A 13,731-nucleotide genomic window follows, 5' to 3' on the forward strand; every position below is an offset into this window, starting at 1 on the left:
CTCAAGTCCGCGCCGGGGGAGGAGGCTCGACCTCCAGGAAGCGGCGGCGCCGCGGCCCGCGGTACAGCAGAGCCGTCCACCCCAGCCGCCGCAGCACCGCGGCACACCCGGCCAGCGCCTCCTCCTCCCCGTGCGCCGCCCCGCTGCCCGGCGGGCCGGCCCACTCGACCCGCACCGAGCCGGACGCCTCGCCCTCGCACACGCGATAGCCCGTGGCGGTCCGCTCCCCGGACGGGCCGACCGCCGACGCCGGTATCCCGGCGGCCTCCAGAGTCAACGCCATCGCGCGCAGCGGCCGGTGGAGCTCCCAGGGGGCGGGCACACCCTCGGGATCCGCACGTCCCGCACCGGTCAGCCGCCGGATCTGGAGCAACCCCTCGAAGGCGGTCCGCACCTCTCCGGCGCGTCGGTCACCGGTCCCGGGGGCCACGGGGCCGTCACCGGTCGCGGGCTCGAATCCCCCCTCCTGCTCCTGCGACGCGCTCATGTGCTGTCCCCTTCACCGACGCCGTGCCCCTCTCGCCAAGTGTGCAACTCCGCACTGACAAGCCGCCGGATCCACGGGCGCCCGTAGGATTGACGGAGACCGCACACCGGAGGAACCACGCACGTGTCCGAGGCCGACCCGACCGCCGTATCCGTCACCGGACGCGCCGCCCTGCGTGCCGACTGCGCGAGCTGTTTCGGGCTGTGCTGCGTCGCGCTGACGCTGACCAGATCGGCCGACTTCGCGATCAACAAGGAAGCGGGGACACCCTGCCGCAATCTGGCGGACGACTTCCGCTGCGGCATCCACACCCGGCTGCGGTCGGAGGGCTTCTCCGGCTGCACCGTGTACGACTGCTTCGGCGCGGGCCAGAAGGTCTCCCAGGAGACGTATGGCGGCCGGGACTGGCGGACCGCCGCCGGGACCGCCCAGCAGATGTTCCAGGTCTTCCCGGTGATGAGGCAGCTTCACGAACTGCTCTGGTATCTCACCGAGGCCCTCACCCTGCCGGCCGCCACCGGTCTGTACGCCGGCCTCCGCGACGCCCTCGAAGCGACCGAACGTCTCACCCGCCTGCCCGCCGGTGAGCTCGCGGAGCTGGATGTCTCCGCGCACCGGGACATGGCCGCGGCCCTGCTGCTGCGCGCCGGGGAGCTCGAACGCGCCACCGTCCCGCGGCGCAGCAGGCGCGGAGGACGCGGAGCCGACCTCATCGGAGCCCGGCTCGAAGGGGCCGACCTGCGTGGAGCCGAGCTGCGCGGGGCCTACCTCATCGCCGCCGACCTGCGCGGAGCCGACCTTCGGCGGGCGGAGCTCATCGGTGCCGACTTCCGTGATGCCGACCTGTCCGACGCCGACCTCACCGGTGCCCTCTTCCTCACCCAGGCCCAGCTCAACGCGGCGAAGGGCAACACCGGAACGAAGCTGCCGGACTCCCTGACCCGGCCCTCGCACTGGGAGGCGAGCGGCCGGTAGCAGGTCACAGGCCGGTGATGAGTGCGTCCAGCGGGGCCGGTACCTCTCCGGGGCCGAGGGCCTCCACCAGGAGGCGGCCGTAACGGATCTTGCGGCCCTTCTTCGTGCCGAGGAAGCGCCGCAACTGCTGCTCGCGGGGACGCCCGTGCTGGGCCGGCTGGCGCAGAAAGGTCTGCCAGGACCGCAGGTCGCCCTCGGCGGTGATGGCCTCCTCGACCCTCGCGGTGCCCAGCGCGCGGATGAGCTCGTCCTCCAGGTCCGCGACACACACGTAGAAGCCCTGCCGCGGTGCTCGTGCCCGCTGCAGGCCCAGGTCGTAGAAGCGCTGCTCGCGCTCGTCGCACAGCCCCCTCAGGCGCAGACCGAGACCGGGTGGTCCGAGGAGACCGGCATAGCGTCCGACACTCATGGCGCCGCCCATCGGTACGACGCACACCCCCTCGGCGGCGAGGTCCCGGCCCCGTCGCGCTGCCAGGGCCTCGACCGCCGCGAGGTCGCTCGGTCCCTCCAGCAGCACCGCCGTCCGCAGGCTCAGCCGAGCCGCCAGTGCACCCGCCGGCCCGCCGGGGCCACCGGCCGCCCACTGGCCGACCGCTTCCCGGAATGCGCGCATGTCCGTCATGGAGAGCGAGTCTGCACGTCCACGGGCGGCCGGGACAGCGATATTCGACCCACGGCGGCCGACGGGCCCGGATTCCGTGGGCGGGCCGCCGGTGCCGGCGCGTGGCCGGAAGCCGGGTCAGGCCAGCATCCCCTTGCGGAGCTTGCCCAGCGTGCGGGTGAGCAGGCGGGAGACGTGCATCTGGGAGACGTCCAGTTCGGCGCCGATCTGTGACTGCGTCATCTCCTGTCCGAAGCGCATCTCGATGATGCGGCGTTCGCGTTCGTCGAGCTCCTTGAGGAGCGGGGCCAGGGCGTGCAGGTTCTCCACCGTCTCCATGGCGGCGTCCGGCTCGCCCAGGATGTCGGCGAAGGTACGCGTCGCCGCGCCGGTGGTCTCGCTGCCGTCGGTCGGAAGGTCCAGGGACCCCGCGGTGTAGCCGTTCGACGCGATGACGCCCTCGGTGACCTCCTCCTCGGAGAGGTCCATGTACTCGGCCAGTTCCTTCACCGTCGGGTCGCGGTCCAGGAGCGTGGCGAGCTCGTCCTTCGCCTTGGCCAGATCGACACGGAGTTCCTGGAGGCGCCGGGGGACGTGCACGGCCCAGGTCGTGTCCCGGAAGAACCGCTTGATCTCACCGACGATGTAGGGGACGGCGAAGGTGGCGAACTCCACCTCCCGGGAGAGCTCGAACCGGTCGATGGCCTTGATGAGGCCGATCGTCCCGACCTGGGTGATGTCCTCCATGTCACCGCTGCCGCGGTTGCGGAAACGACGCGCGGCGAACCGGACGAGGGAGATGTTCATCTCGATGAGGGTGTTGCGCGCGTACTGGTACTCGTGCGTGCCCTCCTCCAGGACCTGCAACTGCTCGAAGAACAGCATCGACAGAGCGCGCGCGTCCTTCGGGGCCACCTTGCCCGCGTCCTCGATCCAGGGCAGCTCACCGACGTGTCCCGGCGCAGTCTCCGTAGCGGTCGCCCCGTCAGCCGGTACGGTCCCGGCGGTCTGTTCAGCAATCACTGTGTGTTCCACCCTCCCTGGTGCTGAGCGCACTTCGTGACCAGCCCCTGCCCCGCCCCGGAGAGCCCATGCGTGAAGTCGCCAAATTTCTTGCTGCGTGGAAACAGTTGTCTCCTGGCATCGTAAGATGGGAGCACCGGCCACCGGTGCGACCTTTCGGGCGCGCCGCGCTGGATCGGGCACAGGACCCGTAGGCTGGAAGCCGACGGCCGGGACCCCCCCCAGGCGGTCCGGGTCCCGGCGCAGCACGATGAGAAACAGGATCACGTGGACAGATTCGCTGCCGTCGAGCGGGAGCTGCGCAAGGCCGCACCCCATCTGCTCCTCGACGTCGTCACGGCGGCTCTGCGCGAGCAGTACGGCGTACGGAGCGTGGAGTTGCGGCTCGCCGACTACGGCATGACCACACTTCAGGTGGTGTCCGAGGCGCCGCTCGCCGAACCGGTGCACATCCATGACAGCCCTCAGGGTCGCGCCTTCGGAGCCCAGGAGCCGTACGTGGAGTCGCGGGCGACGCAAGGTCCCGTGACCGCGCACCTGCCGGTGACCGTCCGGGGCGACCGGCTCGGGGTGCTGACCCTCACGGCGCCGGAGGCGAGCTGTTCCTCGGAGAGCCTCGCGGAGATGCAGCAGATCTGCGAAGCGCTCGGCCACGAGATCCTCGTCGCCGAACGGGACACCGACCTCTATCTCCTCGCCCGCCGTGCCACACGGCTGACCCTGGCCGCGGAGATGCAGTGGCAGCTGCTGCCCGGCCGTTCCGTGGCCCGTCCCGAATTCTCGCTGGGCGCCCACCTGGAACCCGCGTACGCGATCTTCGGCGACAACTTCGACTGGTCGGTCTCGGCCCATCACCTCACCCTCACCGTGACCAACGGCATGGGCAAGGGGATGGAGGCGGCGCTGCTGACGAACCTCGTGGTCAACGCGCTGCGCAACGCCCGGCGGGCCGGCCTCGACCTCCCGGGGCAGGCCAGCCTCGCCGATCAGGCCGTCTACGCCCAGTACCGCGGCGCGCTGCACGCGTCGGTCCTGCTGCTGCGCTTCGATCTGGCCACCGGCCAGGTCGAAGCCGTGGACGCGGGATCCCCGCGCATGTGGCGGCTGAGGGAAGGCGATGTCTCGGCCGTCGACTTCGACGCGCAGCTCCCGCTGGGCATGTTCGAGGAGACGGAGTACGTCGCGGAGCACTTCCGCGTGGAACCGGGCGACCGGCTGCTCATCGGCAGCGACGGCGTCTACGACAGCACGTCGGCGGCCGGGGAGCGCTACAGCGAGCGTGCCCTGGCGCGGTCGCTGTCCGCGCACCGCTTCCTGCCGTCCGGTCAGGTGCCGCTTGCGGTGCTCCGCGATCTGCGGGACTACCGAGGTCCGGCGCCGCTGGACGACGATGCCCTGGTGGTCTGCCTGGACTGGTTCGGCCGGCAGTCCTCCACCGGTGACGCGTCCGCCTGACCGATGGTGAGGGGCGGAGGACCGGCCGGGCTCATCCGGTCGACCGCAAGGGTCTCGCCCCGCCGCTGTCCTGTCCGGAGCCGGCGGCCGCGTTGCGGAAGGCTCTGAGCCCTTCGAGGAGCGAACGCCGGGCCTTCGTCGGCATGGCGTCGATCGTGGACATCAGCACTTCCTCCCTGCGTGTACGCAGGTCGACGAGGTACGCCTTGCCGTGGCTGGTCAGGCGGAGCTCCAGCTCCCGCCGGCTCACGGGGCTGGGGGTGCGCTCCACGAATCCGGTGGCCTGGAGGCGGTCGCACAGCCTGCTGACCGAGGGTGAGGCCGACCCGAGGGCCTCCGCGAGCATCCGCAGATTGATGCCCTCCTCGCGGTCCAGCGTGTACAGCACGCGAAGCTGGGAGGGGGAGACCGGGCCGGTCGGCACCGCCTCACGCCCGTGCTCCCAGAGGACCTCGAGGAGTTCGACGAACTCGGAACCCTCACGGGCCGCATCCCTGGACCGGTGATCGGGTTCGGGGTTCAGGCCCATATTGATGACACTCCGATCCGGCATCGCTTCGCTCGTCCGTCTGGCCACCGGACCGGGCGAATGAGCCGGGCATTCGACGCGCTGGTATGGAAAGCCAGGAAAAGGTTCCGGGACACACGCGTGGCCCCGGATATCGTACCCCTGTCTGCCACGGCATCCGTGGCCACAGTCGGCCCACAGGTTAGTTTCCGCATGGCAATAGTTGCCATAGGGTAAGGTTTCGCAGTTGACATCCGATGCGTGATCTTCCAGCGGGCCAGCGCCGCTTCCTCCGTGACGGCAGCCCGCTCCAGGCCTGGAGCACTGACACCCCATGACCCACAGCGAGACCCTCACGCTCACCGTCCGGCATCCGGCGGAGAGCATCGCCGTCCTCACTGTCGCCGGCGAGATCGATGTGGACAGTGCTCCCGCCATGCGGACCAGATCCCTGGAACTGATCAGACAGGGCAGACCGCACCTGGTGCTCGACCTGGAATCCGTGGAGTTCTGCGACTCCTCCGGCCTCAACGCGATGATCAGCATCCTGCGGTACGCGAAGGACCGGCACGGGTCCCTGACCCTGGCCGCCGTACCGTCACACGTCACGAGGCTGCTGGACGTCACCGGCGTCGGCGTCCTCATACCCGTGGTCCCCACGACGGCCGAGGCCCTGACCCGCATCGTGATGCCCGGCGGCATCTCCTAGGGTCCCCGGCCGGGGCTCACCCCCGGTGCGGCGCCTTCCCGCCGCCCTCCTCCGGGCCGTGCTGCTCCAGCGCCGCCTTGAGACGCTCCAGCGTCGTACGGATGTTCCCGCGCTGGAACTCCGCGAACGTATGACCGCGCGTCGCGACCCGGTCGAAGGCGTTGGCGAGGAAATCGGGCCACGCCCGCCGGTTGTCGGTCCAGGTCTCCGTGACCCGGGTGGATCCGTCGACCGCCTCCAGGCGGTACTCCCACAGGGCGATGGCACCGGGCAGCCGAGGCCGCCGCACCCCGATCGCGTGCACCCGGAAGGCGAACCTCTCCCCGGGGTCGGCGGCCGTCACCGTGCACCTGGTCGTCCAGCGGAAGGATCCGCGCTTGTTGCGCCCGTCGAAGACCATGCCGACATGCGTCCGACCGGGATCCCCGAGTATCCGCGCACCCAGGTTCTCCGGGCTCCAGCGGCCCATCACCCTGGGATCGCTCAGCTGTTCGTACACGGCGGACGGTGCCGCCCGGATCAGGATGCTGTCGGATACGGACATGGTGCGGGGCATGTGAGGTACTCCTCGTCCTGGGCCGGCCCGGGCATCGCGCGTAAGCCGGACGGATCATCCGCGAACGCTCGGCGACGCTGGTTCGTTGGACAGTGTGGCCTACACGCAACAGCGTCCTGAACACCGGACCCGAGGAGCCCGCACATGCCAAGCCCCAGTGAAACCGGCCCCACCCGCACCGCCGTCACCGGCGACCGGACGCGTCTGGTGGAGCAGCTCATGGAGCGGTTCCCCCATGTACCGAGAGAGGCCGTTCTCAAGGAGGACCTGCTGCGCGGCGGCATGGCGTTCGACGACTCCGCCCTCAGCGACAACGAGCACGGGGACATCAAGCCCAAGTCGTACTTCATCTTCTCCTTCGACCACGGCACGCTGCCCGAGCTGGGCGCCGCGGCGCTGCGCCGACCGCCCGAGGAGATCGTGCTCACCGGCGGCCCCTACGACCTCCGCCGTACGGTGGTGTCGGTGCGGGTCAACCCCGCCTCGCCGTACCGCGTCGCGGCCGGGTCCGACGGCGTCCTCGGCCTCTACCTCGACGGGATCCGCATCTCCGACGTGGGCCTGCCCCCGATGCCGGACTACTACCGCCAGACCCTGTCCAACGGAAAGTCCGTCATGGAGGTGGCGCCCACCATCCAGTGGGGCTATCTGATCTACCTCACGGTCTTCCGGGTCTGCCAGTACTTCGGCGCCAAGGAGGAGTGCCAGTACTGCGACATCAACCACAACTGGCGCCAGCACAAGGCGGCGGGCCGCCCCTACACGGGCGTGAAGGACGTCGAGGAGGTGCTCGAGGCCCTCGAGATCATCGACCGCCACGACACCGCCAGGACGACCACCGCCTACACACTCACCGGCGGCGCCATCACGTCCCACATCCAGGGCCGCGACGAGGCCGACTTCTACGGGCACTACGCCAAGGCGATCGAGGAACGCTTCCCCGGCCGCTGGACCGGCAAGGTCGTCGCCCAGGCGCTCCCCAAGGCCGACGTCCAGCGCTTCCACGACTACGGCGTGCAGATCTACCACCCTAACTACGAGGTGTGGGACCGAAGGCTGTTCGAGCTGTACTGCCCGGGCAAGGAACGCTACGTCGGCCGCGACGAATGGCACCGCCGCATCCTCGACTCCGCCGAGGTCTTCGGTGCCCGCAACGTGATCCCCAACTTCGTCGCCGGTGTGGAGATGGCCGAGCCCTTCGGCTTCACGACCGTCGACGAGGCCATCGCGTCCACCACCGAAGGCCTCCGCTTCTTCATGTCGCACGGCATCACCCCGCGCTTCACCACCTGGTGCCCCGAGCCGACGACACCCCTGGGGAAGACCAACCCCGACGGTGCGCCGCTCGAGTACCACATCAGGCTGCTCGACGCCTACCGCTCGACCATGGAGGAGTACGGCCTGTCCTCACCGCCCGGATACGGTCCCCCCGGGCCCGGTCGCGCCGTGTTCTCCGTCAGTTCCTTCATGGACAGCCTCCCTGCGGAGAGCTGAGCACCGGAGCTCCCACGACCGCGCCGCGCACCGGGCCCGCCGGTGCGCGGCGCGGTGCCGCTCAGGCACGCCACTCGGCGGTGCGCTCGGGGGAGGCGTCGGCCAGCGCCTTCGCGATGGCGTCCGCGTCGCCCCGGCTCCCGTAGACGGGTGTGCCCGGCTGCTGGCGCCAGGAGTCGTCGAGGCCGCCCGCGTCCACGGTGTCGAAGCCCAGCTCGTCGATCAGGTCCCGCACGGTCCGCTTGGCCGCCGCGTCGTCCCCCGCGACGGGGAGCGCCTGCCGGCCGGGCGCGCCCTGGGGCTGCCCCTTGTCGAGGATGTCCTGGGCGTACGTGCCGTTGAACGCCTTGATCACCGGGTGGCCGATCTGCTGCTCGGTCCACCGGCTCTCCGTCAGCCCGCCCTCGATGGCGGCGATACGGCCGTCACGCTGCGGGTAGTAGTTTCCCGTGTCGATGACGGCGACGTCGTCCGCCGCCTCCCCGAGGAGGTCCGAGGGCAGACCGGGGACCGCCTTGAGAGGCACGGTCACCACGACGACCCGCGCTCCCCGCGCCGCCTCCGCCGCCCTGACCGGAGTGGCGCCCGTCTCCTCGGCGAGCTCCTTCAAGGTCTCGGGCCCACGCGAATTGGCCACGGACACGTCGTGCCCGAGCGCGGTGAGCCGCCGGGTGAGATTGCCGCCGATGTTGCCCGCGCCGATGATGCCGATCTTCATGACGTCCGACCTTCCGATGCCGAGTGCCTGGAGTGAGGGGGTCTCGCCGGATCACCAACCCCGGCGCCACAGCCCCTATTCCGGGGGCGCCGAATCGGTTCAGCAACCGGGCGGAGGATGGGACGGCGCCGGGTGGGCACGTATGGGAGAGAGAAACGGAACCACAATGCCCCACTTGGAGGTGGTGCCCGTGCTGCACGGCGTCGATGTCAGCGCCTTCCAGCCGGAGTACGACACGGACGGCTCGGACTTCGTCTTCGTCAAGGCGACCGAGGGCCGCACCTATGTGAATCCGCGGCTGAAGAGCCAGGTGAAACGCGCCCGGGACGCCGATTGCGTCGTCGGCTTCTACCACTTCCTCTGGCCGGGGAACGCGAAGGAGCAGGCGGAGTACTTCCTCGACAAGGCACCGGAGAAGGAGGGCGACCTCCTCGCCGTCGACTGGGAGCAGACCGGTGAGGGGACGCACGCGAGCAGCGCGGACAAGGACCGCTTCATCCGCGAGGTGAAGAGGCTGAGGCCCCATCACCGAGTCCTGCTCTACTGCAACCGCACCTTCTGGCTCAACCACGACACGAGCTCGTACGCGGGCGACGGGCTCTGGATCGCCGACTACGGCAAGGCGGCAGCGCCGCGGATCGAAGCGGACTGGCGCATCCACCAGTACACCGACGATCCGCTCGACAAGAACGTCGCCGACTTCGCCTCGCGGAAGGCGATGCGCGACTGGGCCACGGCCTGAGGGCGAGGCCGCCCGCCCGGAGGCGGACCGCTCCGAGGGGCGCGTCCGCCTCCCCGGGAGCGCCCACGCGTCAACACAGCAGTGACCACCATCGGCCAGTGGAGTGTCGTTTGCCGCCACTGGTGCAGTGCGCACGGAGATGACCTGCGGTTCCGCCGCGGGGAGTCCATCCTGGTCGCCGAGTCAGCAGTCGGCCGTCGACCGAAGGAGTGCCGCAGTGACGACGAGGGGTCCCTCAGTATCGGCGGAAGCCGATGCCGCCTACCAGGACGAACTGCCTGTTCGGAGTCGGCAGCCGGGGAACATGGTCATCAGGTGGCTGACCACCACCGACCACAAGACCATCGGCACGCTGTATCTGGTCACCTCGTTCGCGTTCTTCATCGTCGGTGGCATCCTGGCGCTCGTCATGCGCGCCGAGCTGGCCCGTCCGGGTGACCAGATCGTCTCGAACGAGCAGTTCAACCAGGCGTTCACGATCCACGGCACGATCATGCTGCTGATGTTCGCGACACCGTTGTTCAACGGGTTCGCGAACTGGATCATGCCGCTGCAGATCGGCGCGCCCGACGTGGCGTTCCCGCGGCTGAACATGTTCGCGTACTGGCTGTACCTCTTCGGCTCGCTGATCGTCGTGGCCGGCTTCCTCACCCCGCAGGGCGCGGCCGACTTCGGCTGGTTCGCCTACTCCCCGCTCACCGACGCGATCCGCTCTCCGGGAGTCGGGGGAGACATGTGGATCATGGGTCTGGCCTTCTCCGGCTTCGGCACGATCCTCGGTACGGTCAACTTCATCACCACGATCGTCTGCATGCGCGCCCCCGGCATGACGATGTTCCGGATGCCGATCTTCACCTGGAACGTCCTGCTGACCGGTGTTCTGGTCCTGCTGGCCTTCCCGGTTCTCGCCGCCGCGCTGCTCGCGCTGGAGGTCGACCGTAAATTCGGCGCCCATATCTTCGATGCGTCGAACGGTGGCGCATTGCTCTGGCAGCACCTCTTCTGGTTCTTCGGCCATCCCGAGGTGTACATCATCGCCCTGCCGTTCTTCGGGATCGTCTCGGAGATCATTCCGGTGTTCAGCCGCAAGCCGATCTTCGGCTACATCGGCCTGATCAGCGCGACGATCGCCATCGCCGGCCTCTCGGCGACGGTGTGGGCGCACCACATGTATGTGACGGGCGGCGTGCTGTTGCCGTTCTTCTCCTTCATGACCTTCCTCATCGCGGTGCCGACCGGTGTGAAGTTCTTCAACTGGATCGGCACGATGTGGAAGGGGTCGTTGTCCTTCGAGACACCGATGCTCTGGTCGGTCGGCTTCCTGGTCACCTTCCTCTTCGGTGGTCTGACCGGCGTGATCCTGGCCTCGCCGCCGCTGGACTTCCACGTCTCGGACTCGTACTTCGTGGTCGCGCACTTCCATTACGTCGTCTTCGGCACCGTGGTCTTCGCGATGTTCGCCGGATTCCACTTCTGGTGGCCGAAGTTCACCGGCAAGATGCTGGACGAGCGGCTCGGGAAGATGACCTTCTGGACGCTGTTCGTCGGCTTCCACGGCACCTTCCTGGTGCAGCACTGGCTCGGTGCCGAGGGCATGCCGCGTCGTTACGCGGACTACCTCGCCGCCGACGGCTTCACCACCCTCAACACGATCTCCTCGATCTCCTCGTTCCTCCTCGGACTGTCGATGCTTCCGTTCATGTACAACGTCTGGAAGACCGCCAAGTACGGCAAGCAGGTCGGCGTCGACGACCCCTGGGGCTACGGCCGTTCGCTCGAATGGGCCACGTCCTGCCCGCCGCCGCGGCACAACTTCCTGACGCTGCCGAGGATCCGCTCCGAATCGCCGGCGTTCGACCTGCACTACCCCGCGATCCGCGCCCTGGAGGAGGAGGCGACCCGTCCTCACGATTCCGTCACCGTGGCTCCCGGGGACAAGCAGGTCTGATCCCCGGAGCGACGGGCCGAGGAGAGGAGGAGCACGTGAAGCCGGACAAGGAGAGCGCCCGGGGCCTCGCCCAGGTGGAGGGCTATCTGCTCTGGAACGCCGAGGTGGAGGAGGCGCGCCGGCAGGCCCGCCGCTTCACCGACGCGCTGCCCTGGCTCACCACCGCCCAGCGTGAGGACGTCGAACGCGTCTACGAGGCGGACAGGATGGAGGTCTGCCGGGAGACGCTCACGAGGATCGCCGGCCGCGCCGTGGAACTACGGGGCGAGTACACCGCGCGTTACGACCGGCTCAGGGCCCGCTGCGTGGCCTGGACCGTCCTGACCGTCGGCACGGTGGGCGGCACCTGCACCGCCCTGACCCTGATCGGCCGCTGACCCCGCCTCGGGTGCCCGGCCCGTACGACGCGGGCACCCGAGGTCAGTGGCGCGGCAGACAGAACGGATGCCCGGCCGGATCCGCGACACCCGTCGGCCGCGCGCCGCGTTCCCGCGTAGAACCGGGCCGGCAGCGCCGGGTCGGGACGGTCCAGCACCACACCGCAGTGCAGCGATCACGCGGAACATCCCAGGAACCGCGCTCATCGCGCGGGGGCCGCCCACGCGCGGTCCAGCTCGGACAGCTGCGTGGCGAGCAGTTCGGCGTGCGGGGACGGGAGTTCGGCGGCCGGGTGGTCCAGTTGCACCGCACACGCCGTCGTGGTGTCGATGAGCCGTTCCAGCGCGCCCGCGACACCCGCCGACCCGGCCGAATGCTTTGCCACCGGCGGGAGTTCGGCGGCCGAGACATCGATCGCCGAACGAGCCGCCGCCAGCGACCGGTAGGCGTCCCTGCGAAGGGCGGCCCTCCCGGCGTGGTCCTCGCGGGCCTCCAGGACATGCCCCACATAGCGGTGCGCCGCGCCCACCGCCGTGTCGAGAGCGGCCCGTACGGCGTGACCCCGCCGGCCCGGCAGCGGGAGGTGCCCGACGAGCAGCACGGTCGCGCAGGCCAGGAGCGACTCCACCAGCCGCCCCCAGGAGGCGGGCGGTTCACCGCCGAGCACGACCAGGGACAGCACGAGGACGGTCACCACCGCCGTCTGCACCGCGAAGTGACGGGTGGCCACCGGTAGGAGCGCGCCGCAGAGCGCCACCGAGGCGACCAGCGGGACGGGCCCCGAAGCCGCCAGGGCCACGGCACCGAAGACGGCGGCACCCACGGCCGTGCCCACCGCCCGGCACATCACCCGCGAGGCCAGCGGCCCGAGATCGGGCTTGACGAGGAACACCGTGGTGGCGGGCAGCCAGTACCAGTGGTCGTGATGCAGCCACTGCGCCACGACCGTACTCGTCGCGCAGCACAGCGCGACCCGGAGGCCGTACTCACGCCCCGCCGCGCTCCACACCCGGCGCAGGACCGACACGTACGAGCGCGGGTCGCGCCTGCCCGGCGGCGTCCCGGCAGGGCGGTCGAAGGACGCCGCCGCCCGCAGCAGGGCCTCGTCCAGCGCCCGTAGACCGGCGTCCGTCCTGGGCGGCGCCGCCAGCGGGCCGCAGGGTCCGTCGGCCCGCACCGCGGCCGCCAGCCGGCGAGGACCCTCGACGATCCTGGCGGGCAGCGGCTCACCGGCCCAGGCGAGCGCGGTCGCTGCCTCGGCCAGAGGGAACGCCGCCGCGAACCGGGCGTGCAGCCGGCGCTCCGCCGCGGAGCTCGCGTAGCGCCGCAGCCGGGGACCGGCCAGAGCGTCCTGCGCATGGTCGAGCGCGGCACTCAGCGCCGCGCGCCCCGCGCGGGCTCCGGGGCCTCCTACGGCCCGCAGCAGGCCCGCCACCGCCTCGTACACCGCGGCGACCGCCTCCCGCTCGCCGTCGAGCCGGTACGGCCCGCGGCCGAGGCCGCCCGGCGACGGAAGCACCAGCCGGAGCAGGAGCAGCCATCCCGCGCCGGCCAGGAAGAGCAGCGCGCGCACCGGGCCGGGCTCCGGCAGCGGCATACCGGCCCCGATCACGACCGCGACCAGCACCTGCGTGCCGCAGGAGGACGCGACGGGCCCCGTCGAACTGAACGCCCCCGCGACCAGACCCAGCAGCCCGAAAGCGAGCGGCAGGACGACGAGCGACCGGCCACCGCCCACGGCTGCCGCGAGCGCGGTGCCGAGCAGCAGACCGGCCGCCCCGGCCACGGCGGGCAGACCCAGGCGGGCGACCGAGGCGCGGCGGCTGCCGGGCCGGTCGTTGATACCGGCCAGCATCGCGCCGAGGGCGGCCGGGACACCGGCGGTCGGCCGCTCCGCCAGTACCGCGACGAGCAACGGCACGGCGGCCAGCGCCCCGCGCAGCGCCGCGTTCCACGGGACAGGTCCGCGCTGGGCGCGCAGGGCGTGGGCCAGCCAAGGAGGGAGTCGGGTGGCGAGAGGGGAAGGCGTGGGCACCGTGCTCCTGTCCGCGGGGAAGACGATTTCGCCGGCGGACGCCTTCGGCCTTGGCTCGTGCCCAGCCTAGATCTTTTACATGGAGGGTGTGCTACCTGTCCG

General features: G+C 70.5%; 14 protein-coding genes. 7 read left to right on the forward strand and 7 right to left on the reverse strand.

Annotated features, from left to right (window positions below; all coding sequences use genetic code 11):
* Window position 1: 1 nt before the first annotated feature.
* Window positions 2–487 (reverse strand): hypothetical protein, encoded by a 486-nt coding sequence (locus ACZ607_RS20390; protein WP_469736426.1) that lies wholly within the window; start codon window positions 485–487, stop codon window positions 2–4.
* A gap of 123 nt (window positions 488–610) precedes the next feature.
* Between ACZ607_RS20390 and ACZ607_RS20395 the strand changes: the two genes are divergently transcribed.
* A complete protein-coding gene (locus tag ACZ607_RS20395; protein ID WP_469736428.1) occupies window positions 611–1,462 on the forward strand; it encodes a pentapeptide repeat-containing protein in 852 nt (283 codons plus the stop codon).
* 4 nt (window positions 1,463–1,466) lie between these two features.
* On the opposite strand, the gene ACZ607_RS20400 is transcribed toward ACZ607_RS20395, so the two are convergent.
* The gene (locus ACZ607_RS20400) at window positions 1,467–2,084 is read right to left on the reverse strand and encodes a TOPRIM nucleotidyl transferase/hydrolase domain-containing protein (RefSeq protein ID WP_469736430.1); all 618 of its coding nucleotides are present in this window, start codon (window positions 2,082–2,084) and stop codon (window positions 1,467–1,469) included.
* A 117-nt stretch (window positions 2,085–2,201) separates the two neighbouring features.
* Window positions 2,202–3,083 (reverse strand): SigB/SigF/SigG family RNA polymerase sigma factor, encoded by an 882-nt coding sequence (locus ACZ607_RS20405; protein ID WP_469736641.1) that lies wholly within the window; start codon window positions 3,081–3,083, stop codon window positions 2,202–2,204.
* Window positions 3,084–3,353: 270 nt separating this feature from the next.
* Between ACZ607_RS20405 and ACZ607_RS20410 the strand changes: the two genes are divergently transcribed.
* Window positions 3,354–4,541 (forward strand): PP2C family protein-serine/threonine phosphatase, encoded by a 1,188-nt coding sequence (locus ACZ607_RS20410; protein ID WP_469736432.1) that lies wholly within the window; start codon window positions 3,354–3,356, stop codon window positions 4,539–4,541.
* A 31-nt stretch (window positions 4,542–4,572) separates the two neighbouring features.
* Here ACZ607_RS20410 and ACZ607_RS20415 read toward each other — a convergent pair whose 3' ends face one another.
* Window positions 4,573–5,070 (reverse strand): MarR family winged helix-turn-helix transcriptional regulator, encoded by a 498-nt coding sequence (locus ACZ607_RS20415; RefSeq protein WP_469736434.1) that lies wholly within the window; start codon window positions 5,068–5,070, stop codon window positions 4,573–4,575.
* 313 nt (window positions 5,071–5,383) lie between these two features.
* Between ACZ607_RS20415 and ACZ607_RS20420 the strand changes: the two genes are divergently transcribed.
* Window positions 5,384–5,758, forward strand: coding sequence for an STAS domain-containing protein (locus tag ACZ607_RS20420; protein WP_469736436.1), 375 nt, complete (start codon window positions 5,384–5,386; stop codon window positions 5,756–5,758).
* Between the two features lie 16 nt (window positions 5,759–5,774).
* Here the strand turns inward: ACZ607_RS20420 and ACZ607_RS20425 are convergent, their stop codons facing one another.
* Window positions 5,775–6,314 carry an SRPBCC family protein gene (locus ACZ607_RS20425; protein WP_469736438.1) on the reverse strand — a complete coding sequence of 180 codons (540 nt, stop codon included), beginning with the start codon at window positions 6,312–6,314 and terminating at the stop codon, window positions 5,775–5,777.
* Between the two features lie 144 nt (window positions 6,315–6,458).
* Between ACZ607_RS20425 and ACZ607_RS20430 the strand changes: the two genes are divergently transcribed.
* The gene (locus ACZ607_RS20430; RefSeq protein ID WP_469736440.1) at window positions 6,459–7,808 is read left to right on the forward strand and encodes a radical SAM protein; all 1,350 of its coding nucleotides are present in this window, start codon (window positions 6,459–6,461) and stop codon (window positions 7,806–7,808) included.
* 61 nt (window positions 7,809–7,869) lie between these two features.
* Here the strand turns inward: ACZ607_RS20430 and ACZ607_RS20435 are convergent, their stop codons facing one another.
* Window positions 7,870–8,526: an NADPH-dependent F420 reductase gene (locus tag ACZ607_RS20435; RefSeq protein ID WP_469736441.1), complete on the reverse strand. Its 657-nt coding sequence runs from the start codon at window positions 8,524–8,526 to the stop codon at window positions 7,870–7,872.
* A gap of 190 nt (window positions 8,527–8,716) precedes the next feature.
* Between ACZ607_RS20435 and ACZ607_RS20440 the strand changes: the two genes are divergently transcribed.
* From ACZ607_RS20440 to ACZ607_RS20450, 3 genes are all read left to right on the forward strand, one after another.
* A complete protein-coding gene (locus tag ACZ607_RS20440; RefSeq protein WP_469736643.1) occupies window positions 8,717–9,268 on the forward strand; it encodes a glycoside hydrolase family 25 protein in 552 nt (183 codons plus the stop codon).
* Between the two features lie 217 nt (window positions 9,269–9,485).
* On the forward strand, window positions 9,486–11,216 hold the full coding sequence (gene ctaD / locus ACZ607_RS20445) for an aa3-type cytochrome oxidase subunit I (protein WP_469736443.1): 1,731 nt from the start codon (window positions 9,486–9,488) through the stop codon (window positions 11,214–11,216).
* Window positions 11,217–11,251: 35 nt separating this feature from the next.
* Window positions 11,252–11,593 carry a hypothetical protein gene (locus ACZ607_RS20450; protein WP_124279391.1) on the forward strand — a complete coding sequence of 114 codons (342 nt, stop codon included), beginning with the start codon at window positions 11,252–11,254 and terminating at the stop codon, window positions 11,591–11,593.
* Between the two features lie 203 nt (window positions 11,594–11,796).
* Here ACZ607_RS20450 and ACZ607_RS20455 read toward each other — a convergent pair whose 3' ends face one another.
* On the reverse strand, window positions 11,797–13,629 hold the full coding sequence (locus ACZ607_RS20455) for an FUSC family protein (RefSeq protein ID WP_469736446.1): 1,833 nt from the start codon (window positions 13,627–13,629) through the stop codon (window positions 11,797–11,799).
* Window positions 13,630–13,731 lie beyond the last annotated feature (102 nt).

It is taken from the genome of Streptomyces sp. NPDC104381, assembly GCF_055583745.1.

Excerpts from the sequence above, each read along its gene's own strand:
- ACZ607_RS20430 (WP_469736440.1), top strand. The coding sequence starts at position 6,459 with ATGCCAAGCCCCAGTGAAACCGGCCCCACCCGCACCGCCGTCACCGGC.
- ACZ607_RS20435 (WP_469736441.1), bottom strand. The coding sequence starts at position 8,526 with ATGAAGATCGGCATCATCGGCGCGGGCAACATCGGCGGCAATCTCACC.
- ACZ607_RS20425 (WP_469736438.1), bottom strand. The coding sequence starts at position 6,314 with ATGCCCCGCACCATGTCCGTATCCGACAGCATCCTGATCCGGGCGGCA.
- ACZ607_RS20420 (WP_469736436.1), top strand. The coding sequence starts at position 5,384 with ATGACCCACAGCGAGACCCTCACGCTCACCGTCCGGCATCCGGCGGAG.
- ACZ607_RS20390 (WP_469736426.1), bottom strand. The coding sequence starts at position 487 with ATGAGCGCGTCGCAGGAGCAGGAGGGGGGATTCGAGCCCGCGACCGGT.
- ACZ607_RS20415 (WP_469736434.1), bottom strand. The coding sequence starts at position 5,070 with ATGGGCCTGAACCCCGAACCCGATCACCGGTCCAGGGATGCGGCCCGT.
- ACZ607_RS20400 (WP_469736430.1), bottom strand. The coding sequence starts at position 2,084 with ATGACGGACATGCGCGCATTCCGGGAAGCGGTCGGCCAGTGGGCGGCC.